The organism is Treponema sp. B152, from assembly GCF_024181665.1.
Classification (GTDB): Bacteria; Spirochaetota; Spirochaetia; order Treponematales; family Treponemataceae; genus Treponema_B; species Treponema_B denticola.
This window is the reverse complement of record NZ_CP058668.1, coordinates 518799-543627: the sequence shown is the minus strand read 5'-3', so window position 1 is coordinate 543627 and position 24829 is coordinate 518799. Positions and strand designations below refer to the sequence as shown.

Sequence of the window (24829 nt, the reverse complement as noted above, 5' to 3'; positions counted from 1 at the left end):
AGAAAAATTACAAGTTTTCTTTGCACCTTACCAAGAATTTTTCGGCTATGGGTTTATCGGTTTTGATGATACAGGGATGACCGTGGCAGACCCAATCCATTTTTTCTTTTGTGTCGGGTTTAAGAAGGGTGTAATCCAAGTCCTCGATAGAACAAATATCGGGGCCTACATATTCGAGCGGAATACCTGAATCTATCTTATTCATCGAAATAAATTCATATTCATTTTCCGAAAGCTTTTTGCCGATTTTGCCTGCAAGCATGTATGGAGACTTTGACTCGCCTGCTGTGGTCTTGTTTGCTTCCGCACTCGAAAAATAAAAGCCTGTAGCAAACTCCCTGTGGGCCGTATTGTACAATTCTTCTACAAAGGGAGCCGCTTCATCGGCGCTTATTTTTCCGTTTAAAAAATCTATTTTTTTACGGTAGGCCCTTGCAGTTAAGGCCGTATAGTAAATGCTTTTCATGCGGCCTTCTATTTTTAAAGAATCGACCCCGGCTTCTTTCATCTTGTCGAGGTAGTCTATCATACACAAATCTTTTGAAGAAAAAAGGGCCGTATAGTTTTCGCCCTCTTCTACGGGAAAAAACTCGCCCTTCCGTTCGGATTCTTCGACAAAGAAGTGTCCGCCTTTTTCGGAATACATCTTATAATTCCAGCGGCAAGAATGGGTACAGGCACCTGCGTTTGCGCTTCGGTCGGTGAGATAGGCACTTATAAGGCAGCGTCCCGAATAAGAAATACACATCGCCCCATGCACAAAACATTCAAGCTCTATTTCGGGAACTCTTTGTTTTATTTCACGCACATCTTCAAGGCTTGCTTCCCTTCCCAAAACCACGCGGGAAAAGCCTAAGTCCTTGTACACCCTTACGGCCTCATAGTTTATGCAGTTTGCCTGCGTACTTAAATGAAGCGGAATCTCAGGAAAGCTTTCTTTTAAAATTCGGGCGGCTCCCAAATCTTGAACTATAAAGGCATCGAAGGGATATTGCTTAAAATATTTTACCTCTTCTAAAAGGTTTTTTAAGTCCTCATTATGAAACGAAATATTTATTGCGCAATAAAGTTTTTTTGTTAAGCCGCGTTTTTTGTATTCTTCTTTTAAAAGGGAAATATTTTTATATTCTTCTCCCGAAAAATTATCGGCCTTAGCTCTAAGCGAAAAGTTTTTTAATCCTATATAGGCTGCATCGGCTCCGTACTCCCATGCATAATCCAATTTTTCAAAATTGCCCGCAGGCGAAAGAAGTTCCATTATTTTGTATCTCCGCTTAAAATAAACTCACTTATTTTTTTCCCGACAGCTTCAACTGCAAGGTGGGCATTGGAAAAATAATCGGGAACAGCCTGAAACAAATGAGGCATATCATCAATTTTATCGAGCACGGCCCTTCCTCCGGCCTTTTCTATTTTTTCGCAAAGCCTGATCGAATCATCTAAAAGAATCTCATTACTTCCGCATTGAATAAAAACAGGCGGAAAGTTTTCAAAGTTTCCAAAAATAGGAGAAACAAGTTCGTTAGTAAGATTTTTTTCTTCCGTGTATAATTGGGCGGCTCCCAATAAAGCTTCTTGAGAAAAAACAAAATCTTTTTTACGGTTTACGCTTAAGCCCTCACTTGAACAGCTTAAATCCGCCCAAGGCGAAAATAAAATCAGCAAAGCAGGCAGCGGAAGATGCTTATTTTTTAAATAATGAATAAGAGACAAAATTAAGCCGCCCCCTGCCCCGTCTCCTGCAAGAATCAAATTTGCAGGTTCAACCGTATGCGATTCTATAAGTTTTGCATAGACCTTGTAAACATCTTCAAGGGCGGCAGGAAAGGGATATTCGGGAGCCGTCTTGTACTCCGGTAAATATAGATCGGCAGAAGCTTCATGAGCAAGACCCGCACAAAAGGAGCGGTAAGCTTTTTTTGTACCGCTTATAAAAGAGCCTCCATGAGCATATAGGATTACCCTGCCGGAAACAGCCATCTCAGGCTTTAAGACATCCGTACCTACCCCCCTCAATTCGGTTTCGGATAAGTCTACATTGTTCGGCACATGGGGAGAATAAAGAATATCATCATAGGCAAGTCTTATCTCGTCTATAGTATGTTTTCGAGAAAGAACGGCTTTTTTAAATTTCTTTTTTAATTCGCGTAAATCCTTCAATTCGTTTTGCACCTAAATGTCTCCATTTAATTAGTTTTTGATTAATTAGTTTTGAGGTATCTATTAAAACTCATCAAGCTTGCGTAAATTTGCATAGATGCCGTTTAAACTTAAAAGTTCCTCGTGAGTACCGCTTTCCATAATTCCTTCATCGGTAACCACCAAAATCCTATCGGCATTTCTTATTGTAGAAAGACGATGGGCTATAACTATTGTAGTCCTTTCCTCAGAAAGTTCCTCAATTGCCTTTTGAATTAAAATTTCGTTTTCGGTATCTAGGGCTGAAGTCGCTTCATCCAAAATCAAAATCGGGGGATTTTTTAAAAAGACTCTGGCAATGGAAATTCTTTGCTTTTGGCCGCCTGAAAGCATAACGCCCCGCTCTCCCACATAAGAATCATAACCGTCTTCCAAGCTCATAATAAAATCATGAATGTGAGCATTTTTAGCGGCTTCAATAATTTCCTCATCGGAAGCCTCAGGTTTTCCGTAGGCGATATTTTCTTTTATTGTCCCGCCAAAAAGATAAACGTCCTGCTGCACAATTCCGATATTTTCTCTCAATGACTTTAATGTTAGGTCCCGAATATCCTTACCGTCTATGCTTATCTTTCCGTTTACTACATCATAAAAACGGGGAAGAAGAGAACAAATAGTCGTCTTTCCCCCTCCCGAAGGGCCTACAAGAGCAAGGGTTTTTCCTGCAGGAATATCGATGGAAATATTTTTTAAGATTGTTGTAGTTTCATTATAACTGAAATCGACATTTTCGTATTTTATGTTTCCTTTTACGTCTTTTAACTCGACGGCATCTTCTTTTTCCGTAATATCCGGAGCCGTTTCTATAATCTGTAAAAAACGCTTAAAACCGGCGGCTCCTTTTTGGAACATCTCGGTAAAATTAATAAGTACATTTATAGGAGCGATATAGATATTTATGTACAAAACATAGATGGTCAAATCGGGAATAGTCAGTTCATTCTTTGCGACAAAAAAACTTCCCGCTAGAACAGTTACTATAAAAAACAAGCCCTGCAAAAGACCGTTTATGCCGACAAACTGCCCCATCTGCCTGTAGTTTAAATATTTTGAATGAACAAAGGCCTCATTTGCCGTATCGAATTTTTTACTTTCCAATTCTTCGTTTGCAAAGGACTGCACCACCCTTATCCCCGAAAGAGTATCCTGCACTTGGGAATTTATTCCGGCTATGGTTTTCCGGTTGAGCATAAAGATTTTACGCATCTTTTTATTTTGAAAAAAAGTAAAAATGAACATAAGGGATGTAACCGAAGCTAAAATAAGGGTAAGCCTTACATTGATAAAACAAAGGAGTGAAAAAGAACCTATTATTTTTAAAAAGGAAATAAAAAGGTTTTCGGGGCCGTGATGGGCCAGCTCCGATATATCGAAAAGGTCTGAAACAATCCGCGAAATCATATCGCCCGTCTTGTTTTTATCGTAATATGAAAAGGAAAGACGCTGCATGTGGTTAAAAAGGTCATTTCTCATATCCCTTTCCATTCTGGCACCCATTATATGCCCCCATGAGGTTATAAAATACTGGGTAAAGTATCTTATTATATAAAGCCCCAACAGGATGGCCGAAATTAGAAGCCCAAGATATATAATGGCCGAGGCTTGCACATCAAAGCTGAAAATAGTCTTATCCGAAAAGAGCAAAACCTCGCCGCTTCTTATTTTGGGGATTACCCTCGTTAAGTATCTTATCACCTGAGGAAAAACCAAGTCCACCGCTGAAACTATAAGAGCGCAAAAAAGATCAAAGAAAAACAAGAATTTATAAGGCTTGTAATAGGCCGCAAATTTTAAAAAGGTGCTTTTTTTATGCATATTTTCGATAATATATGATAATCAAAAAAAAGTAAATAGGCATTTTAAAAGGCCGTGTTTAATTTAACCGCAAGGTGCGCAAAGACCTCTAAGATTTTATCAAATTTACAATAGAAAACCTCTAAAAACTTCAGTTTTTAGAGGTTTCATTTGATTTTAATTTGAGATGCTTCCTTTTAAATCTTAAACTTTTTAACCTCATCCGCTAGGTTTTCAATGCTTATCTTATTTTTTTGAGTAATTTCGTTTACTTCCTGTACCGCATTATTTATCTCGATAACACCCGCAGCCATTTCGTTCATTCCGTCGGTAATAACCCGTGTAAGACCGTCCAGCTTTTGCATTTCTTCGGCAGTTTGCTCGCCGCCTCTTAACATTTCGGCGGAACCTTCTTTTACTTCTACCGTTACGGCATTGATGTCTCGGATAGCGGCAAGCACTTCTTTACTTCCGTTTTCCTGTTCCCTCATCGCTTCGGTTAAAGTATTACTCATCGTCTTTACTTCTTCGGAAAGCGAGAAGATGGTATTAAACTTTTCTTCAACGGTTTTGGAAGAAGACGACAAGACTTCAATTTCGTTGCTTAAGGTTTTTAATACGGCGGTAATGGTCTTACCTTGAGCAGCGGAATCCTCAGCAAGTTTTCTTATTTCATCGGCTACGACAGCAAAACCTTTTCCGGCTTCGCCTGCGTGGGCAGCCTCAATTGCGGCATTCATCGCAAGGAGGTTTGTCTGGCTTGCAATGTGCTGAATAACACTTGAAGCTTCCAAAAGGCTGCCCGATTCTTCGGCTATTTTTTGTGTAATCGTATTCGAGCTTAACACTGTATCTTTTCCGTCGGCGGTTGCCGTTGCAAGATTTTTAATGGCATCGTCGCTTTTCTCAAGGGTTTGAGTAATTGAGCCGATGTTTGCAACCATCTCTTCCACCGAAGCAGAAGAACGGGCAACGCTGGATGCCTGAAGTTCTATTCTCTCATCAAGTTTTTTTATCGTATTGATAATTTCTTCTACGGTTGCCGATGTCTGGCTGACACTTGCGGCCTGTGTAATAGCTTGCTGCTTAATACCTTCAACGTTTGCACTTATTTGGTTTACTGCGCTTGCAGTCTCCGTCATATTACCCGCAAGCTCGTCACCGATATTCTGCATTGTTCCGGCATTTAAATCAACAGATTTAATGGAAAGACGTATTTTTTCGATTGTTTCGTTAAAATATTCCGACAGCTGAGTAACCTCATCGTTTCCGATAAGAGGAAGCTGAACGGTTAGGTCTCCTTCGCCTTGGGCAATATCCCTAAGCACATTCATGGCAGTCTTCACGGGCCCTACCATCTTTGTAGAAATAATAAACGCAATAATTATTGTTACAAGCAGTATTATAATAACTGAAATTATGATTGCGCGGGTCAGCGTATTAAGCGAAATTAAGAATTCGTTTACAGGAGCCCGTATAACGATCGTCCATCCGTTCTTTTCCATTTTTGCATAAGCGCCGATATTTTTTTCTCCGTCAAGAGTGTAATAACCTACTCCCGGCTCTTCATCCTGCAAGGCTTTTTTCTGAAATTCCGCTACCGATTTCAATTCGGCATCATTTTCCGCAAGTTTTTGATAATTGACAAAACCGGAAACAAGCTTATTGTCCCTATGTGCAATAATGGTACCGTCTTTACCCATCATGTAGCAGTAACCTGTTTTACCTATAACAAGATCTTTAATATCTTCCGACAAAATAAGCCCTTGAAGCCCTGCGCACATAACACCCGAAATTTCACCGTCTGTGTTGTAAATCGGCAAAGAAAAAACGACATGAATCTTACCCGTATCCGGAGAAAGATAGGGCTCCGAAATAAAATAGTTTCCTTCAAGAGCCGTCTTATACCAATATCTGTCTGCAACCGAAACTACTCTTCCGTCCATATAATATGTATTGCCGTTTAAGTCGCATATATTTAAAAAAGCACCGTCATTGTCTGAGGAGAGCTCCTGCTGCAGCCGTGCAGATTTTTGAGGATACGACAAACTGTCGTCATTTAAATCGGGAATACGAGCCACACCTCTTAAATACTCAAAATCGACATCTATTATGCTTTCCACAAGGATAGCAATATCGGCAGCCTTATCCGTTAAGCGTTCTTCGACATCTTTAATCATTGTCTTTCTAAAGGTATACCACGATACGGAGCCCTGTATAACTCCACCCAATATAATCAATAATCCGAAAACAATCAATAATTTTTTTCGTATTGAAAAATGCTTTTTATTTTTCATATAACCTCTATATCCTATTCAATATTTTATTGGTTTAAATATATACAAAAATGTAAAATATATCAATATATCCAATATCCCTTTATTAAAAAAAATAGCTGTTAAGACCCCTTTATAAATCTTGAAATTGAAAAAAGAGCTCTGCCCCTATGCGAAATGGAATTTTTTTGTTCAGAAGTAAGTTCGGCAAAGGTTTTGCCGAACTTTTCTACAAAGAATATGGGATCGTAGCCGAAGCCGCCCGAACCTGATGGAGCTTCGGTTATATGACCTTCACATGTTTCCTGCACCGAATAAAAACGGTTTTCTTCCAAAAGGCAAACCATGCAGCAAGCAAAACGGGCACTTCGGTCTTTTACGCCTTTTAATTCTGAAAGGACCTTGTTAATACCTGCTTCAGCCGAAACATGCTCTCCTTCAATAGAACCGTATCGTGCGGAATGAATACCGGGAGCTCCGTTTAAAAAGTCGACACAAAGACCGGAATCATCTGCAAGAACCGGAGCTTTTACAATATCGTAAAGAGCCTTTGCCTTTATCATAGCATTTTCAAAAAAAGTACTTCCCGTTTCTTCAGGATCAAATTCTATGCCCTCATCTTTAGGCAAAACGATCGTATGAGACGGAAGAAGCTCCTGCACTTCCTTTTTTTTGTTTACATTTCCGGATGCCAGATATATTTTCATGCTGTTGAGTATACCAAATTTTTAAACTCTTTGCAATATTTTTGTCGATTGTACCCTTATATACATTTATATACTTTCCTATATCGGTACTGCTTGGCGCCTTTATCTGTCTTCTATTTATTTTTTTTGTTTTATCCCATAAATGACGGTTATGTTTTAGTGAAAAACAAATTTTTTTAAGCTGACTTCTTGTATTATAAGTATGAAGTAAAAGATATTTAAAAAGCTGAGCCTTTACGTAATACCTGTTTCTATTACCGACACAATAATTTATTTTTTCGTAACGGTTAAAACAGGCAGCCTTTAAATCATGAAGAATAGAACATAGAAACCATGAATCCATTTTAATTTCGGCAGCTATTTTATCGATCAAATCATCATCAAGAAAAAAACAAGCCTTGCACGCAAGCAAGAAAATTCGTCTATGTTTGCAAGGCATACTAAAATAAAGCTCTCTCATATGCATCGATTCTTTTGAGAAATTTTTGTCATATTTCAAACCCAAATCCCCTGTTTTTACATTGCAGTATTCCGGTTCAGACTCGGCTACATAAAAATTAAAATTTTCCTCTAAATCATACTCCCCCATAAGATACTCCCATCTTGCTCCTTCTTGATCGGCAAGAACGGTATCATTTATCTCGTGCCTTACGGTTTTGCATTTAAACGTTAAATAATAAAAACGAATATGATTTGTTAAATAAGTATAAAAACTTGACAGTGAAGAATTATAATTTTCCAAAACTCTAGGAAGCTTATAATAAAATTTGAGTAAAAAATCACTGCGTAAATCTTCGTCCGCAAAATACACACCGAAACTTTCCAAATTGACATAAATCATCTCAAAGATAGACATTAAAACTTTTTGTCGTCTTGACGGATTTGTCTTATCGTTATTGTAGGCCTTGACAAATTCCTCTCCTTTTTCTAAACTGAAATTCACTTTTACCTCCTTTAACATTATATGTTTTATGGAAGCAAAAAGAGTGCAAAACAGCAGCTTGAAAAAAGCTTATTAGTTTGGATATTTTTTAGTTTTTATAATCTTGAAAAATGAGTTTTTCAATTTTTTTATAAGAGCTTAAAAAATTATCAATAAAAAAATGAGATTTTCCATAAAAAGACTGAGCTTATCGGTCTTCAAAACACAAAAAATGCCGATAATCAAAAGCGGAGAAGAAAATTATGATAAGAAAACAAGCAGAAAAGGAATCCCGTACAGGAAGTATAACTTTTTACTCAAAGGAACAAGTACAGTGCCCCGTGTGCAGTACAAAATTTAAAAGAGAAGAACTGCACTCAGGCGGAGGACGCTTAATTGCCGGAGATCTTACCGATGAATTACGCAGACTTTATGAACCTTCGGCAAAATACGGAGAAATATTTCCTACAGTGTACAATTTAACGGTCTGTCACAAATGTCTTTATACAGCCTTTCCGCAAGATTTTGCCATTCCTTCCCGTCCGGTCATAGAAAAACTTTTTGAAAATACCGAAGCAAGATATGAGGCCGTAAAAGGTCTTTTCCATAACGTTGATTTTACAAAATCCCGCGGTTTAAATGAAGGAGCAGCCTCATATTACCTTGCCATTTTATGTTACGAACTTTTTGAAGAAAAATTTTCGCCCACGATAAAACAGGCTATCTGTGCCATAAGAGCGGCATGGCTCTTTGACGAACTTGGTAAAAAATACCCTGAAGAAAATTATAAATATGTTTCAGACCTTTTTTATCAAAAGGCAACCTTTCTTTACCGCCGTGCTCTTGAATTGGAATCGACAGGAACGGAAATAATTGCAGGCTTAAAATCTTTCGGCCCTGATGTAGATAAAAACTACGGTTATGACGGTATAATCTATCTTTCAGCCCTTCTTGAATATAAGTACGGCCAAAAGCTCGATATGGAAATGCGCTTAAAACGCTTGGATTATCACAAATTTGCCCTTGCAAAAATGTTCGGTCTAGGAAAATCAAGTAAAAATAAGCCGGGCCCGATTTTGGAAGCGGCAAGAAGCCTTTACGATACTCTCAAGGTAGAGCTAAAGGATGTAGAAGATTAATGGAAATTTCCCAAAATCAAAAAAATATCCTCCTTACCCTCTCCTATGACGGTACGAATTTTTGCGGATGGCAAAAACAAACCAAGGAAGGCGCTGAAACCTTCCGGACGGTTCAAGGAGAATTGGAAAAAGCCTTAACCAAAATTCATAAACATCCTATAGAAACAAACGGCTCAGGCCGTACGGATTCAGGTGTACACGCAGCCCGCCAAGCCGTAAACTTTTTTTGCGATATAAAAAGCATGAGGGCCTCAAATTTTTTACCGGCACTTAACTCAATCCTGCCTAAGGATATAAGGGTGATGGATGCAGCTGAAGTGTCCCCCCTCCTGCATGCACGCTTTAATGCTCTTTCAAGAACCTACCGCTATAAGATCAAATGCGGCAAAACAATCTTCGCCCACGAGCAGCCCTATACTTGGCACATAAGAAGATACCCCGACATAGCCGCCTTAAACGAAATGGCCTCCTGCCTTTCAGGAGAATTGGATTGTACCGCTTTTTCTGCAGCCGGAGATCAAAGTATAAGTAAATCCCGCTATATCAAAAAAGCAGTCTTTTTTATCGAAAACGATTATCTTATTTTTGAAATTTGTGCAAATGCCTTTTTGTGGAAGATGGTACGCTCAATAGTGGGAACTCTTTTGCATTTAGACGAAATCGGAGCTTCCAAAAAAGATTTTAAAGATATCTTAGAATCAAAGATGAGGGAAAAGGCAGGCCCCACAGCTCCGCCCCAAGGCCTTTTTTTATGGTCGATAGAATATCCTGAAGACCTGCTTAAAGCACCGCCGGAAACCTTTTAATAGACAGTAAACTTAATTACTCTTAAAGCGGTCATATCTGCTTACCGCATTAGAAATAACAAAAAACACAATAACTATTCCGAAGATTACAAAATAAGAGCCTATGGAAAAAAACATATTATATAGGCCGTGTATACCCCAAGTAAAAAGAAAAGGCTTTATAATATTCCTCGTCTTTTGCACCATACTTATTTCAAGATAGTATACACCCAAACACGCATGTAAGATATTTGAAGTAAAAGATCTAAGCCAGATTGCCTCCGGATAACGTATTGCATAAGCAAGATTCTCAAAAGAGGCAAAAATTAAGCCGTAAAACACCGATAAAAGCATCAGAATCCTTATGTTCGCCCTGTTTTGAGCCGGAGTAATCTCATCCATATTTTTCATCTTATCCGACCAAAGCAATTTTACAAAAATAGAAAAAAGCAGTGCCTTAACAGCTTCTTCCGGCAGGGAAGAATGAATAAAACAGTCAAAAAGAATGCCGTAAGCATATCCCGTAGTTTTTAAAAAATCCTGAGACAAAAAGTATACGATAGTCTGCATTAAAATCGAAATAAGGACTGCAAAAAATGAAAACAAAAAAATATATAATAATGGTTTAACCGATAAATTTTCTTTTCTTATAACAATAAAAGCCCAAATAATTGAAAGTGCAAAAGAAAGAAACATTAGTGCTGCAATCTGCATATTTGTAAGCATACATTGAAAAAGAATTAAATTCAAGAGGTTTACCGGCAAGGTCTTTATTTTGAAAGGAAAATGCCTTATAATATTTACATGGGGTTAAGACTATGGATAAAGAAAAAAACGATTATGACAAACTTTTTTCGGAAATTACAAAAGCAAGGCACCTCGTAGCCTTCACGGGAGCCGGAATAAGCACCCTTGCAGGAATCAAGGACTTTAGAGGAAAAGACGGCCTTTATAAACAGCCGAACACGGAGAAAATGTTCGATATAGACGTCTTTTATCGGGATCCTTCGGTTTATTACGGGATGGCAAAAGAATTTATCTACGGATTGGAAGAAAAGCAGCCTGCAATCGTGCATACCGTCCTTGCCGACCTTGAAAAAAGGGGCATCCTAAAAGCCGTAATAACCCAAAACATCGATTTACTCCATCAAAAGGCGGGAAGCAAAAATGTAATTGAGGTACACGGCTCTCCATCGGTTCACTATTGCATAAACTGCTCTTACACCGAAACCTTTGAAGAAACCGCAAAAACGGCTAAAACGGGAGAAGTACCAAGGTGCCCTAAATGCGGAAGTCCTATAAAACCGGCAATAACTTTTTTTGGAGAAGCCCTTCCTCAAAAAGCCCTGATGAAGGCAGAAACGGAAGCTTCCAAGTCGGATTTTATGCTGGTTTTAGGTACAAGTCTTTTGGTTTATCCTGCAGCAGCTCTTCCGGCTTATACTTTAAGAAACGGAGGTAAGATAGCGATAGTAAACAATCAGCCTACCCAATTTGACTCCTATACGGACCTTTTATTTGAAGATTTGGAAGAAACTTTCGAAGAAATAGACAAAAGATTAAAGAAAGTTTAATTTTTTATCTAAATTCACTTGACAAAAAAGTAAGAATATGGTAACTTACATTTAGGCACAGATTGCGGGTAATTATCCTAAATTACCTGCGTAAAGCGTTCATAAAAGTATTTATATGTGAATGGTTTATACTCTATTTTAATCGCCCCGGTCCGCATACTCCCGGGGCGATTTTTTTATATATAGTGCAAAACAAGCATTCAAGATTTAAGGTTTTAATGCCGATAAATAAATTGAAAAAGATTTACAGTAAATTACTAAAAAGGTATTTATTTTTTTTTATTTATGTGTTAGGATGTGTCTCATGGAAAAAGATAAAAGAATAATCGTTGATTCGGAAAAAATTGAAACAGCCATACGTTTGGGTGTTCCTATCGTTATAACTTCATATACTTTGCCTAAAGAAACTGAAGTTTATATTACGGATGTTATATCGGAATTTTTAAGGCAGCTGCATTGTACCGATATTACAGATTATATCGTATATTACACAAATGAGCTCACAACAAACGCAAAAAAAGCCAATACAAAAAGAGTATATTTTAAAGAAAGAGGCTTAAATATTTCCGATGCCGAAGACTATGAACAGGGAATGAAGGATTTTAAAGAAGATACAATCTCAAACATGGATCATTATCTGGAACTTCAAAAAAAGGCAGGTCTTTATATCAAACTGTCCCTTCAACTTAAAAATGACAATATAGTCCTTGAAGTAAGCAATAACTCGGCCCTAACCCGCCAAGAATTTATAAATTGTAAGAGGTATTGCCCAAAAAATACCATTTTTATGAAATTCATGTATACATTTGATTGGCCGTTTTATAGCCAAACATCCGTCTAGGATAATTATTTATCCAATTCTCTACTTGTTTTATTTGTATGTCACTATATTTACTTATATCTGCTCCTTTTGGTATAAAGCGTCTAATTAATTTATTAGCATTCTCATTGCTTCCTCTTTCCCAAGAACTATAAGGATGTGCATAATAACAAGTTGTCCTTTTTTCTCCTTCTTTTAAACAAGAGGTTTCAAGGCCTTCTTGGTCTAAAAATTCAGTCCCGTTATCCATGGTTATGCTTTTAAATATTTCTTTAAACTCATCTTTATATTTCATCTCAAGCATATCTATATTTTTTTTAATACTTTCCTGTTTTTTATCGGGGATTTTAAATATTAATTCTTTTCTAGTAACTCTTTCAGTCATAACTTGTAAGCAGCATCTTCCTTTACCTACCACCAAATCCATTTCCCAATGTCCTTTTTCCTGTCTTTTATTTATCTGTTCACTTCTTTGTTCAATACTGCGTCCTTTTATGTTGTTTTTAGCAATTTTGCTTATTTTTTTATATTTTCGTTTAGTTTTATTGCGTTTTACAGGTAAATCTTTGTTTGTAAGCCTAGAAAAATCCCCTCTGTCTATCATATTGTATACAGTTTTGGTGCATATCATAACCGGAAACTGTAAGCCTAGTTCTTTTATTTGTCCTATAGCAGCATCAGGAGAAAATTTATTATCCGCTATACATGTTTCCAAATAATGTAAAAGTTTTTTATCCTTACCTATTTTTAAACCACGGCCTTTTAGTAATTTCATTTTATCGGCTCTTTGTTGTCCTTTTCGTGCCGAGTAAACTATTTTTTCAAGATAGTCAGGAACTTTTGGATTACGGCTTACATATGGATTTTCTGTTACTTTTATTACCATTCCCCTTTTTATCTCCCTCTGTATCGTTCTTCTATCCCTATTTAAAGACTGTGCAATTTGTCTTGCGTTATGGTCGCTTTTGAATAATGCTTCTATCGCATATCTTTCTTTTTCGCTAAGGTGTTTCCATTTTTTACTTTTTATGGTATCATTGTTTTGGTTCATCTGTTCCCCATTATCTTTGTTTTTCCTAATTTCATTATAATGGTTTTTTGGTTCAGATGAACCTTTTTTATTTATTTTTAGGGCAATTTATTTTACAACTTACCAACCCGCCAAGAATTTAAGAGAATTTTTGACAAAATAGTCAGAGCAAGACAATTTTCATCATTGGATGAAGCCTTTACTCAAGTTTTAGACAATACCGAAGGAGCCGGTTTAGGTCTTGTAATAATGGTTCTAATGCTCAAAAAAATGGGTCTGGATGAAAAGTCATACACAATTGATGTTGTAGACGGAGTAACATTAAACCGTGTTATTATTCCCCTAAGATTGAAGCTAAAAAAAGAGGCAGTACCTCTTACAAAGGCTATTGTAGAATATATCGACGAAATACCGCAATTCCCCGAAAATATTATGCAGATACAGAGGGCTATTAACGATCCGGAATCAAAGATGCAAAAAATTGCCCAGCTTATAAGCAGCGATATAGGATTGGCAACAGACCTTCTAAAACATGTAAACTCCGTAGCTTTCGGTCTTTCAAAACCCTGTATGAACATTGTCGAAGCCGTCAAGTTCGTAGGCTTGAGAGGAATACAAAACCTGCTTTACTCTATGGGAACTATCAAAATATTGGAAACAACGGAAAAAGAGCAAAAGGAAATTTGGGAAAATGCTTACAGGCTGGCCTTTTTCTCCTTAAATGTTGCAAAACTTACCGGCAAACGCACTATAGTTGATGATGCATATATTTGCGGTCTTCTCCATGACCTTGGAAAGATTATCCTTAGTTCAATGTACCCTGAGCTGCTTGTAAAACTGGCAGAAATTCAAGCTGAAAGGAACATACCGCCTCAGGTTATGGACATGATTATGAGCGGAATGGCTCAAGCAGAAATAGGAGCTACCCTTGCAGAAAAGTGGAACTTCCCCGAACCGATAGTAGTAACAATAAGATATCAGGATAATTTTGAAAATGCACCCGAAGAACATCGAGAATTGGTTGAAAGCGTTTGCTTTGCAGACTTTATGCTTAATTTCTCACAAGGGAAAATAGACTACTATCAGATCCCTGAATCCTTGCTAAAAAGATTCAAAATAAAGTCGGAAGAACAACTTAAAAAACTCTGTGAACGCTTTGAATTTGCTTTTTCAAAGTAAGAAATGCAAGAATCCCAGTGTTAAATATCCGGAAAAAGCTCTTTTATAATTTCGCGGTAGGTTTTATTGTAATATAAATGCCCGTAGATAATCGCGGCGGCAAGCACATTTCTACCGTAGCCCCTTGTTTCCGCATAAGCAAGGCTTTCTAAAAATAAGTCGGTCGGCAAATCACCGGCCTGCCTTACCCAGCGTTTGACTGCATTGGGACCTGCATTATAAGAAAAAAGGGCATGCATAATTTTTCCGCCGTTACGGTTTACCATATCCGAAAGATAGAAGGCTCCGAAACGGATATTTGTATCGGGATTGTTAAGGTCATAAGTTTCCAGCTTCAGACGGCGGGCAATATCGGCAGCAGTAGGCTTCATCAGCTGGGCAAGTCCTATCGCACCCGCATGGGAAACAACCTCAGGCTTAAAATAACTTTCGCTTCTAAGCAGGGCGTATAAAAGATACTCCGGTAAATTGTATTCTGCCGCATATCTTTTAACCGACTCAAGCCAAGGCCGGGGATAAATCAACTTTAAGTGTTCGTCTCCAAATTCGGCACCTTCGGAGTTGACCGCAAAGGTCATAATTCTCATGGAGTCGGCATAATAGCCGTTTTCCGATAAAGCTTGCGAAAAAAAAGCGGCTTCTTCCGTACTGATCTGAGGATATAAAACGGTAATTTTATTGTACACTTGGGAATAAAGTTTATATTTTACAAAACCTTTTAAAATCTGAACAGTCTCTTCATCCGAAAAGCCGCTGCTGCCTTTTCTTTTATAATTTTTCCCGTATGGAGAAGAGGAAATAGGAAGCCCAAGCTGATAAGCAGCCATAAGCCTGTAATAAAAGGAATTATGATCTTTTTCATAAGCTTCACGGTAAAGCTTTTGAGACTCTGCATCCGATGATTTTTTAGAACGTGCAAGAATATAAGCAAGACGGGCTCGTGCCGTCAGAAGATTTGTTTTTTGAACGGCTTTTTGAAGTTTTTCAAGTCCTTTCCAATCCCGGGAAAGAACCAGCTTCATACAGGCATGAGCTGTCAGTTCTTCATAAACCGAAGGATTCTTCCATGAGGGAACAGACAGGCAAAGCTCATCAAAAAATACCTTAAACGATCTGCTTTTTTCTATATCGAGGATGTACCAAAGGGCAACATCATAATCGTAGGATTGAGGCGGATAGGTTTTTGCCTTTTTAAAAAGTAAAAGAGCCTTTTCGGTATTTTCCTTTCCGCCCATCTTTAGACGCAGGCGGGCAGCATAAAAAGCATACATGTATTTTTGAACAATGTAGTCGGAATTTTTTGCGGATTTTTTTTCATAAAAATCAAGCCGATTTTCAAAAAGGAGGGCATCCGAAGCATTGTCGGAGGAGCCTGATAAGGCAGCCTTTCCCGCATCAGAGAGAACAATTCTATGTTCAAAGCATGGATTATCCCCGGCTTCCATTAAACTTTTAAAAATAATCCACGCATCTTCAAACCGAGATTCAAAGTTTAGCTTTCTTGCTTTTAAAATATTAAAAAAATCGTCTCCGCAGTCTTTTAATTCATTCTGCTTTTTTTCGATATTTTTTAGGCCTTCAATAATTTCCGCATCAAATTTTTGTGTGTTAAGGTACTCGGGCAAAGACTGATCCATTCTTGTAAAATTTCCCGATAAAAATAGCAGCCTTTGGATTTCGGATCTTATTGTTTGATTGTCTAATTTATTGTCTAATTGAATAGCTTCGGGTAAAGCAAGTTTTTCTTCAAGCCGATTAAGTTTTTCTTCATTGGATAAAAGAGAATAAAGAGCATCATCGGCCAGTTTTTTATAGGGCATGGGAGCATTTTTTACTGCGTACTCAAAATAAGCCCTAGCCGATGCATCATAGATTTTTTTATCCGAAGCCCCCACCTTCGCCTTTTGGAGGGCAAGACCTATATAGTACAAGGATGAAGGATCGGTATTATACAGCTTCTTCAATTCCAAAGCTTGAGGTTTTAAAAAACGGTAAAAATTTTCCGAATAAAGGTCCTCAATCAGGCGGGCTTCTCCCGTTTTATCGTAAGAGCCCGCACAGGAAACGCTGCAAAGACAAACGCACAAAAAGAACCATATTAAAGCGATGCGGGTAAATTTGGATGTTATAAGGCTATCCTCTTAAAAATTATTTAGGCGGAATATCTATATAAGTTCCTGCTATAATAAGATTAGGATTTTTAATCTTGTTGTAATCCGCTATCTTTTTGTAAAGCCAAGGTGTTTTATAATAGGTCTCGGATAGATCCCACAGAGTATCTCCCCATTTGATCTTGTACCGTACTGCGCCATTTGAATTTGTATTCGATTTTTGTTGAGTTTCAGCCTTTTTCTTGGCCTCTGCTTTTTGTTTAGCTTCTTCTTCAGCCTTCTTTTTAGCCTCGGCTTCAGCCTTTTGCTTAGCTTCTTCCTCGGCTTTTTTCTTAGCCTCGGCTTCAGCCTTTTGTTTGGCCTCTTCTTCAGCTTTTCGCTTGGCTTCAGCGGCAGCTTTTTCTGCGGCATTTTCTTTAGGAACATTAGAGGTTGTCGCATTTACATCTTTTTTTGACTCTTGCACCTGTTCAACCTTTTCAGGAACCGAAGCTATCTTATCTTTATCGGCAAAGGGCATTTTTTTTGTCAAAAGAAGAATGGCAAATACCAATGCCGTTATACAAAGAATTATTATTATAATTATAAGCCACAAAGGCATCTTTTTCTTTTTTTCAGGTTTTTCTTCATTATCGTAAAGTTGAGAATCAGCCTGAGATTCAAGCGATTCATCAAAAGAAAGGTCATCGCTTTCTTTTATAAAATAATCGTCATCACCGCTTGTAAACCCGGATGAGGAATCAAGGGAAGCAAAATCAAAATCCATACCTTCAAGGCTTGCCTCATCAAGATTTTTTAAAGATACTCTTAGCGATTGATGAGATCCGGAGCCCTCATCGACGGCTTCTGCAGAAAGATTTTTTTCTTCATCAAGCTTTATTTTTAAATTTATAGTGGGATCACCTGCACGCCCCGTTGAAATATCTTCTACAATAAGGGAGCCTATATATTCAGGTTCTGCTCCGTCAACTTGTTTAAATAAATTTATTTGAACACTTTCCTGATCATCCCTAACCGTAGTCAATTCCAAAGATTGCTCGGAAAGTGCATCTTCATCCAAAATCGGGAAAAATGTTCCGTCTGCAAGTTTTATTCCTATTTTTGAAGCCATAATATCCTCCTGCAAAATTCAAAATTTAATAATTGCTTCTAGACATCTATAACCATTTTAAACGCAAAACAGGTTCTTGTCAATGAATTTAAAACGAAAATCCCAATAAAGTTACATAATACTTATATCCGGATTTAAAAATTATTACGATAAATTATAGGACTAAGAGTTTTTTTTCCTGCCAAGAGCATGATAAGGCGGTCGAAGCCCATGGCAACACCTGAGCATGGCGGCATCTTAGAGCAAGTCTCCCCGAAGTTTTTTACCGGCGGATGAGGAACGAGAGCGTTTTTTTGCTTTAATTCGTTTTCGTTTTTAAAATAAGAATTTATTTTGCTTTCATTCCTTTCTTCGGTATAACAGTTTGCAAGCTCAACCCCGTTTAAATAAACTTCCCATCGCTCGACGGTCTTCCATTCAATAAGTTCATTTTTTTTATTGAAAACCTTTTTGGAATTTTCTGCGGCAAGGCAGGGCACAAAGGCGGGATAATCCAAAAGGGCTATAAGTCTGTTTTTAGGAAGATGAGGCTCAACTGCATGGACTAAAATAAGCTCATATAAATCGTCCTCTTTCCAATCCGAATAGTTTTCAGCTTCTCCGAGCCCTAAGTTTTCGGCGTAATAAGCAAGCTCCTCCGGTGAATGTTCCGTACTTAAAGGCACTCCTGCGTATTTTCTAAAGGCTTCGTCCATAGTCAGACACTCAAATCCCTTTGATAAGGTTTTTAAGACCTCCCTGTCAACAAGAGGATTTTCTTTTACCCTATCGGAAACATGGCTTAAAAATTCTTCGCTTATCTTTACGGAATCTTTATAGTTTGCGTTTACCGTATAATATTCGAGCATGGTAAATTCGGGGCTATGGATATTACCTATCGATTCTGCATTGCGGTAGCATTTTGAAATTTGAAAAACCGAGCGGGAAGTTTGGGCTATTATCGGCTTAATATAAACTTCGGGAGAAGGAACCAAAAAAAGGGCTTTTCCTGCAGGGCTTTTTTTTGACAAGGACGGGCTTATATATTCCGTTTTAAAAACTTCCAGACAGGTTTCGGGGATTAGCTCTCCCGAAAGAGCCGGCGTATCCAATTCCAAATAATTTTTTTTAATAAAAAATTCTCTTGCAGCCTGAATACTCAGGGCTCGTAATTCTAAAGCTTCAATATCCATAAGAAAACCTCATTTATTCCGCAAGGGCTAGGACTGGATCAAGCCTTGCAGCCTTGATGGCAGGATGAAGGCCGAAAAATATTCCCGTACATACGCTTACCGAAAAGGCTATCAGCGAGCCCGAAAAATTGGGTAAAAAGATTATTTCGGGAGGGAAGAAAACATTTACAATCAGCTTACTGATTAGAAGCCCTAAAACTATACCTATGAGCCCGCCTGTAAGAGTAAGAGAAGCCGACTCTATTAAAAACTGCATTCTTATGGCTCCGCCCGTGGCTCCGAGAGCCTTTCTTATACCTATCTCCCTTCGGCGCTCGGTAACGGTAACAAGCATTATATTCATAATGCCTATACCCCCGACAAGCAAGGATATTCCGGCTATGGCAGAAAGCACAAGACTTACCATTCCTGTAATCTTAGTCATTTGCTCAAACTGCTGACGGGCAGAGTAAACCCACAGAGCAAAGCGGTTACCGCCCGACAGTTCTTCAGAAAAATCTTGAATCTTTACTTCAACCTTGGAGGAGTCCTTAGGGTCCGAGATAGCAACTTCGGCTGCCCAAACAGCCTCAGATACCTTTCCCGGAAGCCTACTCAGAGCAAATTTTCTTGGAACAAAGACGGCATCAGAGGTGCGGATCACCCAGGTATTTTTGGGTTTTACAACGCCTATGACCTGAAGACGCACAATAAGGGGAGGAGACTTTTCGCTGCTTGACGGAATCTGCAAAGTAATAAATTTACCTACAGCCCTACCCTCGGGAAAAAGCTGAAAAGCTATCCTTTCGCCTATAATAGCCTTCTCAGCTCCCATAGAATAATCGGAAGAAGAAAAAAAACTGCCGTAATCCATAACCACGCGGTGAGATTCAAGCCTTTCAGCTTCAATTCCTTCTATATCGCTAATTTCAATCCGCAAATCATTCCTTATAATTGAGGCTTGAAAAGTGTTGGAATAAAAAACATGCTTTATCTCGGGGATTTTTTGCATCAGCTTTTTACGGAAAGCCTCATCAAATTTTATGATTTTACCTTCACCTGCAAATTCGGGATTATCCGCCTGAGTTCCTATGTTGATTATATCCATACTGAACTCTTCAAACTCTTTTATCATACTGTTTGAAAGAGAACTTGCAAGGCTTGTAACAATTATAACCGAGGTAACGCCTATCACTATGCCCAATAAGGAAAGAAGGGTCCGCATCTTGTTTGTTCTAAAATTATGAAGGGCGTTTATAAAATCTTCAAACATTTTTCTCTTACCACTTAGGAGGTTTTACCCTCAAGGTATCGCCTTCCTTTAAGCCGGATAAAACTTTTACAGTGCCCTGAGTATAGGCTTCCACCTCAACATTAACCCTTTCAAGCTTGCCGTTTTCAAGAAGCCTTTCAACGTATGGTTCGCCCTTATCGTAGGAAAGAGCCGTTTGATCCAAAAGCAAAACTTCTTCATCTTCACCGGCAATGATGTTTCCGCTAAAAGAATAACCGGGTAAAACATTTTCGGGAAGCTTATCGACAACTATCTTTGTTTCTATCACAGTAGCTCCCCTTTGGCTGCCGGACTTAGCAATTGAAGAATGATAGGTAACACGGCCTTCCACTTTTTCATCGCCGAGAGCTTGAAAGCTGAGCAAAACTTTTTGCCCTACCTTTAAGCGCGGAACATCTCCTTCGGAAACATCGACAGTAGACTTAAAAAAGGAGCGGTCTATAATCACCCCGAAATTATCCTTTGGCATAACATAGGAGCCTTCGGTAAGGTCAAAAGAAACGACTATACCGTCAAACTTTGCATAAACACTTCTATCCCGTAGGGCCCTCTTTAAAGATTCAAGCTCCAGTTTCATAAGTTCAAGGTTTTTAGAATAGCCTTGTAATTGTTCTTTTTCGATAAGAAATTCCTGCTTTGCAACTTGAAAAGCCTGATAGGTATTGTCAAGAGCAAAGATAAGATCTCCTTTCTTTACAATGTCGCCCTCTTTAACCGCAACCTTTTTTATAAGACCTTCGCCCGGTGAGTGAAGGTTTTGCTGTTGAGCAGGCTGAATATAGCCTGAAACTTGAATAACATCCTGTATCACTTCTTTAGTTACCGTAACCGTTTGAGAAATCTCCTCAGTTCCCTTCTTCGGTAAAAAAAGAATCCAAACTATCAAAAGTATAATTATTGCGGCAGCAATAATTAAAATAATCTTTTTATTTTTTTGCTTTTTATCCTGCATTTATTTTTCCTCTATATCGAAAGCTTCTTTTAACTCTGCATTGAAAATATGTACGGCGATATTCGAATCGGCTGAACCTAAAAGAGCGGTAATATATTGCAAAGAAGCCTGCTTATTTTCCAAAGCGTTTATAAGTCCCCTTTGGAACCATTTAGCATGTTCTTCGGCATTTTCTTTATAAATATCCAGTTCTTCGGCATAGCGGATTTGCTGCCACTCAAGCTGCTCCCATTTAAGCTTAAAAGTATTAAACTCTTTAGCAAAATTATTTCTCGTGTTTCCCAGCTTTATTTTTTCGCCTGCTTCTTTTAAGGCAACATTCTTTTTATTAAGATAATAATCATAAATTGCAAGCGGGTTTATCGAAAAAGATACCTGCATAGTCGGAACGGAAGCGGAGTCCAGACTTAAGCTAAGGCCCGTATCAAGCCTTACCCCGGGAAACATCATCTGCAGCCCCGAACTTATATTCTCAAGTTTATTCATGTATGATCCCGTATAAGAATATCCCAAACTTGCAGAAGCCGAAAAGGGGCTTAAATCCATTTTATTTTTTTCGAGAAGTTTTTTATAATCATTCTCAGCTTTTAAAAGGGGCTTATAGTTTTCGGCCCTTAGATTTTCCATAGAAATCAGCTTTTGTTTCGGGAGGCTTTTTGCAAGCCTTATAAAAAATTCATCCTCGTCTTTTTTTGGAATATCAAGACCGCAGGACTCAAAAAAAAGACGGGCCGAAACCTCAAAAGAAAATTCCGTTTCTTTTTCTGTCCTTTCGGAGCTTATCAAATTAAGCCTTGCCGTTCTTAACTTTGAAGATGTTTCGGAATAGCCTTCTGCAAGAATCTGTTTGTAGTTAATATCGGCCTGAATTCCTGAAAGCCTCTTTGAAAGAAGAGCCGAATATTCGTTTAATATTTTTTGAATATCGGTTAAAAGTTTTTTTTCGGCAAGCTCTTTAACTCTCCTTACTTTATTTTCAGCCTCTTTAAGCGCCTCCAAGGAAGTTTCAATTTCCTGCTTTTTTCTTTTGCGGGCTTGACTGTAAATATCGCCCGAAAGCCCCAGCGAAAAATCTTGAGAACTTTTTCCCATCTTATAAGAATAAGGAGCGGACAGTTTGAGTCCCAGATTATTATAAAGAGGCATCCCTGCCGAAACCGAAGGCTGTACGGAAAATCCCGATTTATCCTTTTCGGAACTAAGATTAAAATTTAAGGTAGAACTAAAATCAAAGGCAAAGAGGGAATTAAGCCTTACGGATTTATAATTATTTAAAGCTATCGCCGCTTCGTTTTCTATCAAAACAATATCGGTATCGTTTTTGCAGCGGTACTCCAAAATTCTGTCATAAATATTTTCTTGAGCAAAAAGGACATTTAACGAAATTAAGAGATAAATAAAAAAAGAACTATGTTTAAGCATTTTTGACCCGCTTAAGATTACAAAAAAAGAATAAAAAAGTCAAGGAATTATCGACTCTTGAACTAGCTAAGATATTTTTGCTATAATACAACACATGGAAAATTCACGACTGATTGAGAGCTTTGAAGCTCTTTTTAATGTAATTAAAAGATTAAGGGGGCAGGGAGGCTGTCCATGGGATATAGCCCAAACCCCTATGAGTATGCGCAAGTCCCTTTTGGAAGAAGCTTACGAGGCAGCTGACGCAATAGAAGAACACCATAATACCGGACAAAACGCCGAGCATGTAAAAGAAGAACTCGGCGATATTCTTTTAAATGTACTGATGATTTCGTATATGTATGAACAAGAAGGCCTTTTTTCAACTGCCGATATTATGAAAAATCTTACCGAAAAGCTGATAAGAAGGCATCCTCATGTTTTCGGGGAAACGGAAGGCTATGAAGGGCCTGAAAGCGATAAAAAAGCTTCGACTCCCGAATCCGTTTTAAACCAATGGGAAAACATAAAAGAAAAAATTGAAAGACCTAAGGCCGAATCAATTTTGGATTCCATCCCTAAAAATTTTCCGCCGATGCTGCGGGCCTTAAAGATTTCAAAAAAGGCAGCAAAGGCCGGTTTTGAGTGGACTGCAATAGGCGGCCTTATCGAAAAGATGGAAGAAGAAACGGCAGAATTTGCCGAAGCCGTTAAATCAGGATCCGAGGCCGCGATGGAAGATGAGATAGGAGATGTATTCTTTGTTGCCGTCAATGCTGCCCGTTTTTTAAAGATAGATCCCGAAATGGCTTTGATGCATGCAAACAAAAAATTTGAAAGGCGGTTCCGGTTTGTTGAGGCCGAAATGAAAAAAAACGGCCTTGAGCTTTTACCCGAAAATGGGGAAAAGATGGAAGAATTTTGGAATAAGGCAAAACTTAAAGAAAGGACTAAAAATTAACAAAGCATAAAAAAAGAGTTTTGCTTAAACACAAAACTCTTTTTTTTCTTTTACCGGTTACTACTTTTGGGGTAAGATATTTACCAGCTCAATGTCAAAAATCAAAACAGCATTGGGGGGAATTATAACCGTATTGCCCTGAGTAATACCCTGTTCTCCGTAAGCCAATGCCGGCGGAACATAAAGTCTGAATTTTGCATCCTGACTCATCAACTGTAAGCCTTCTTTCCAGCCGGGAATCACCCTTGATAATTGGATTTTTACGCTGGAACCGCTTTTATATGAATCGTCAAAAACACTTTCGTCTATAAGTTTTCCGATATAGTTGACTTCAACTTCGTCATTTGCTGTAGGATAGAAATCTTCCTTCCCCTTTGAAAGCACCTCATACTGCAAACCGGATTCGGTAACTACAACACCCTCTTTAGCCTTGTTTTTTTCCAAAAAGGCATTAGCTTCTTCAAGAGCCTTTGCAGCCTTTTCTATCTGAGCCATTTTAAAGGCCTTATTTAAAACCGTCTGAGCATCCTGAAGTCCTGTTTCTTTAAAATCCTTAGCCATTGCTTCATTATAGCCCTTTAAAATGTGCTTGGGGTTGAGCTTTATACCGTCTTGCTTTGCACTTTGTGCGATGATAACGCCGAAGGCATAGCCTACATCTTCCTCGGTTACCGAAATTTTTTCCTTTTCATCGACTGCATTGTTTTCGGAAGGAACTTCCGTTTCCGCTTTTTTATCCTTACAGGATGTAAACGCAAAAAACAAGCAGGCACAACATAAAATAAGAGTAAAATTTTTAATAAATTTCATAGAATAAATCCTTATAAATATAAAATATATAGAAGGCGTAAGAATATCAGTCTTTTAAAAAACAGTCAATAGCCGGACTTTTACATTCTTTCCCAAATAGGCTTTATATTACGCCTTTTATAGTCGACTTTTGTGTTAAAGGCTGAGACCATTATTAATATTCTTTTGGAAGAACTATCATATCCGCCTAAAAAAGCATAGACTCCTATTTTTTCACCTTTTTTTACATCATTTTTTAAGTGCTGAGCAATGCTGTTTTGGAATACCATAACCAGTTCATATCCATTTGGAAGCTTATTTGTAATAACACTCCCAAAAAAATTTTCAGGCATTTCAAACCAATATGTAAACATACGAATTTCTTGTTCATATTTTTTATCTTTTTCGGCACTTGGATACTCATCCAATGTAACAGGGAGACCTATAAAGCTGTTAAATATAGTAAGCCCTCCATCTTCATTTTCTTTAGCAGCAGACTCTACCATTTTTACTAAGTCGTTAATAGACATTTCCTGATAGTTTTCATACTTAAAAGAATATGCAAAGACCGTAACAAATAAAAATAAGACAACTAAAAATTTCTTCATTTTTCCTCCATAGAGAAAGCTATATC

General features: G+C 38.0%; 20 protein-coding genes and 2 pseudogenes. 6 read left to right on the top strand and 16 right to left on the bottom strand.

What is annotated here, in order from left to right; translation table 11 throughout:
* Window positions 1-7: 7 nt before the first annotated feature.
* From HYB91_RS02440 to HYB91_RS02415, 6 genes are all read right to left on the bottom strand, one after another.
* Window positions 8-1258, bottom strand: coding sequence for a peptidase U32 family protein (locus tag HYB91_RS02440; RefSeq protein WP_002675705.1), 1251 nt, complete (start codon window positions 1256-1258; stop codon window positions 8-10).
* The gene (locus HYB91_RS02435; protein WP_002675707.1) at window positions 1258-2172 is read right to left on the bottom strand and encodes an alpha/beta hydrolase fold domain-containing protein; all 915 of its coding nucleotides are present in this window, start codon (window positions 2170-2172) and stop codon (window positions 1258-1260) included. Before HYB91_RS02435 ends, HYB91_RS02440 begins: the two co-directional genes overlap by 1 nt.
* 51 nt (window positions 2173-2223) lie before the next feature.
* Entirely contained in the window at window positions 2224-4014 is a 1791-nt protein-coding gene (locus tag HYB91_RS02430) for an ABC transporter ATP-binding protein (RefSeq protein WP_002675708.1), read from the bottom strand.
* A 176-nt stretch (window positions 4015-4190) separates the two neighbouring features.
* Window positions 4191-6290, bottom strand: a complete 2100-nt coding sequence (locus HYB91_RS02425; RefSeq protein WP_253719602.1) for a methyl-accepting chemotaxis protein — start codon at window positions 6288-6290, stop codon at window positions 4191-4193.
* 101 nt (window positions 6291-6391) lie between these two features.
* On the bottom strand, window positions 6392-6976 hold the full coding sequence (gene rdgB / locus HYB91_RS02420) for an RdgB/HAM1 family non-canonical purine NTP pyrophosphatase (protein WP_044909949.1): 585 nt from the start codon (window positions 6974-6976) through the stop codon (window positions 6392-6394).
* Window positions 6891-7919: a hypothetical protein gene (locus HYB91_RS02415; protein WP_002675711.1), complete on the bottom strand. Its 1029-nt coding sequence runs from the start codon at window positions 7917-7919 to the stop codon at window positions 6891-6893. The genes rdgB and HYB91_RS02415 overlap by 86 nt, the downstream gene beginning before the upstream one ends.
* A gap of 242 nt (window positions 7920-8161) precedes the next feature.
* On the opposite strand from HYB91_RS02415, the gene HYB91_RS02410 reads away from it, so the two are divergent.
* Both HYB91_RS02410 and truA read left to right on the top strand, forming a co-directional pair.
* Window positions 8162-9037, top strand: a complete 876-nt coding sequence (locus HYB91_RS02410; protein WP_002675712.1) for a DUF2225 domain-containing protein — start codon at window positions 8162-8164, stop codon at window positions 9035-9037.
* Complete coding sequence (gene truA / locus HYB91_RS02405; RefSeq protein WP_002675713.1) at window positions 9037-9843, top strand: tRNA pseudouridine(38-40) synthase TruA; 807 nt, start codon at window positions 9037-9039, stop codon at window positions 9841-9843. The genes HYB91_RS02410 and truA overlap by 1 nt, the downstream gene beginning before the upstream one ends.
* Before the next feature lie 12 nt (window positions 9844-9855).
* Here the strand turns inward: truA and HYB91_RS02400 are convergent, their stop codons facing one another.
* Entirely contained in the window at window positions 9856-10548 is a 693-nt protein-coding gene (locus HYB91_RS02400) for a PrsW family intramembrane metalloprotease (RefSeq protein WP_002675714.1), read from the bottom strand.
* Window positions 10549-10640: 92 nt separating this feature from the next.
* Between HYB91_RS02400 and HYB91_RS02395 the strand changes: the two genes are divergently transcribed.
* Both HYB91_RS02395 and HYB91_RS02390 read left to right on the top strand, forming a co-directional pair.
* On the top strand, window positions 10641-11396 hold the full coding sequence (locus HYB91_RS02395) for an SIR2 family NAD-dependent protein deacylase (protein ID WP_002675715.1): 756 nt from the start codon (window positions 10641-10643) through the stop codon (window positions 11394-11396).
* A gap of 304 nt (window positions 11397-11700) precedes the next feature.
* Window positions 11701-12144 (top strand): annotated as a pseudogene (locus HYB91_RS02390) (hypothetical protein); the annotation flags it as partial.
* Between the two features lie 46 nt (window positions 12145-12190).
* Here HYB91_RS02390 and HYB91_RS02385 read toward each other — a convergent pair.
* The gene (locus HYB91_RS02385) at window positions 12191-13267 is read right to left on the bottom strand and encodes an IS30-like element ISTde2 family transposase (RefSeq protein ID WP_253719447.1); all 1077 of its coding nucleotides are present in this window, start codon (window positions 13265-13267) and stop codon (window positions 12191-12193) included.
* 105 nt (window positions 13268-13372) lie between these two features.
* On the opposite strand from HYB91_RS02385, the pseudogene HYB91_RS02380 reads away from it, so the two are divergent.
* Window positions 13373-14425, top strand: a pseudogene (locus HYB91_RS02380) (HDOD domain-containing protein); the annotation flags it as partial.
* 20 nt (window positions 14426-14445) lie between these two features.
* Here HYB91_RS02380 and HYB91_RS02375 read toward each other — a convergent pair.
* The 6 genes from HYB91_RS02375 to HYB91_RS02350 all read right to left on the bottom strand — a co-directional run bounded on the left by HYB91_RS02375 (window position 14446) and on the right by HYB91_RS02350 (window position 22466).
* Window positions 14446-16512, bottom strand: a complete 2067-nt coding sequence (locus tag HYB91_RS02375; protein WP_002675719.1) for a flagellar assembly lytic transglycosylase — start codon at window positions 16510-16512, stop codon at window positions 14446-14448.
* Window positions 16513-16573: 61 nt separating this feature from the next.
* Window positions 16574-17647: a LysM peptidoglycan-binding domain-containing protein gene (locus tag HYB91_RS02370; RefSeq protein WP_002674375.1), complete on the bottom strand. Its 1074-nt coding sequence runs from the start codon at window positions 17645-17647 to the stop codon at window positions 16574-16576.
* Between the two features lie 134 nt (window positions 17648-17781).
* Entirely contained in the window at window positions 17782-18819 is a 1038-nt protein-coding gene (locus tag HYB91_RS02365) for an EF-P lysine aminoacylase GenX (protein WP_002675721.1), read from the bottom strand.
* A gap of 13 nt (window positions 18820-18832) precedes the next feature.
* Window positions 18833-20071 (bottom strand): ABC transporter permease, encoded by a 1239-nt coding sequence (locus HYB91_RS02360; RefSeq protein WP_002675723.1) that lies wholly within the window; start codon window positions 20069-20071, stop codon window positions 18833-18835.
* 7 nt (window positions 20072-20078) lie between these two features.
* Window positions 20079-21044 carry an efflux RND transporter periplasmic adaptor subunit gene (locus HYB91_RS02355; protein WP_253719599.1) on the bottom strand — a complete coding sequence of 322 codons (966 nt, stop codon included), beginning with the start codon at window positions 21042-21044 and terminating at the stop codon, window positions 20079-20081.
* On the bottom strand, window positions 21045-22466 hold the full coding sequence (locus HYB91_RS02350) for a hypothetical protein (protein WP_253719598.1): 1422 nt from the start codon (window positions 22464-22466) through the stop codon (window positions 21045-21047).
* Window positions 22467-22560: 94 nt separating this feature from the next.
* On the opposite strand from HYB91_RS02350, the gene mazG reads away from it, so the two are divergent.
* Window positions 22561-23406 carry a nucleoside triphosphate pyrophosphohydrolase gene (gene mazG / locus HYB91_RS02345; protein WP_253719597.1) on the top strand — a complete coding sequence of 282 codons (846 nt, stop codon included), beginning with the start codon at window positions 22561-22563 and terminating at the stop codon, window positions 23404-23406.
* A 60-nt stretch (window positions 23407-23466) separates the two neighbouring features.
* On the opposite strand, the gene HYB91_RS02340 is transcribed toward mazG, so the two are convergent.
* Window positions 23467-24216: an FKBP-type peptidyl-prolyl cis-trans isomerase gene (locus HYB91_RS02340; protein WP_253704331.1), complete on the bottom strand. Its 750-nt coding sequence runs from the start codon at window positions 24214-24216 to the stop codon at window positions 23467-23469.
* Window positions 24217-24296: 80 nt separating this feature from the next.
* On the bottom strand, window positions 24297-24803 hold the full coding sequence (locus HYB91_RS02335) for a hypothetical protein (RefSeq protein WP_253704330.1): 507 nt from the start codon (window positions 24801-24803) through the stop codon (window positions 24297-24299).
* Between the last annotated feature and the right edge of the window lie 26 nt (window positions 24804-24829).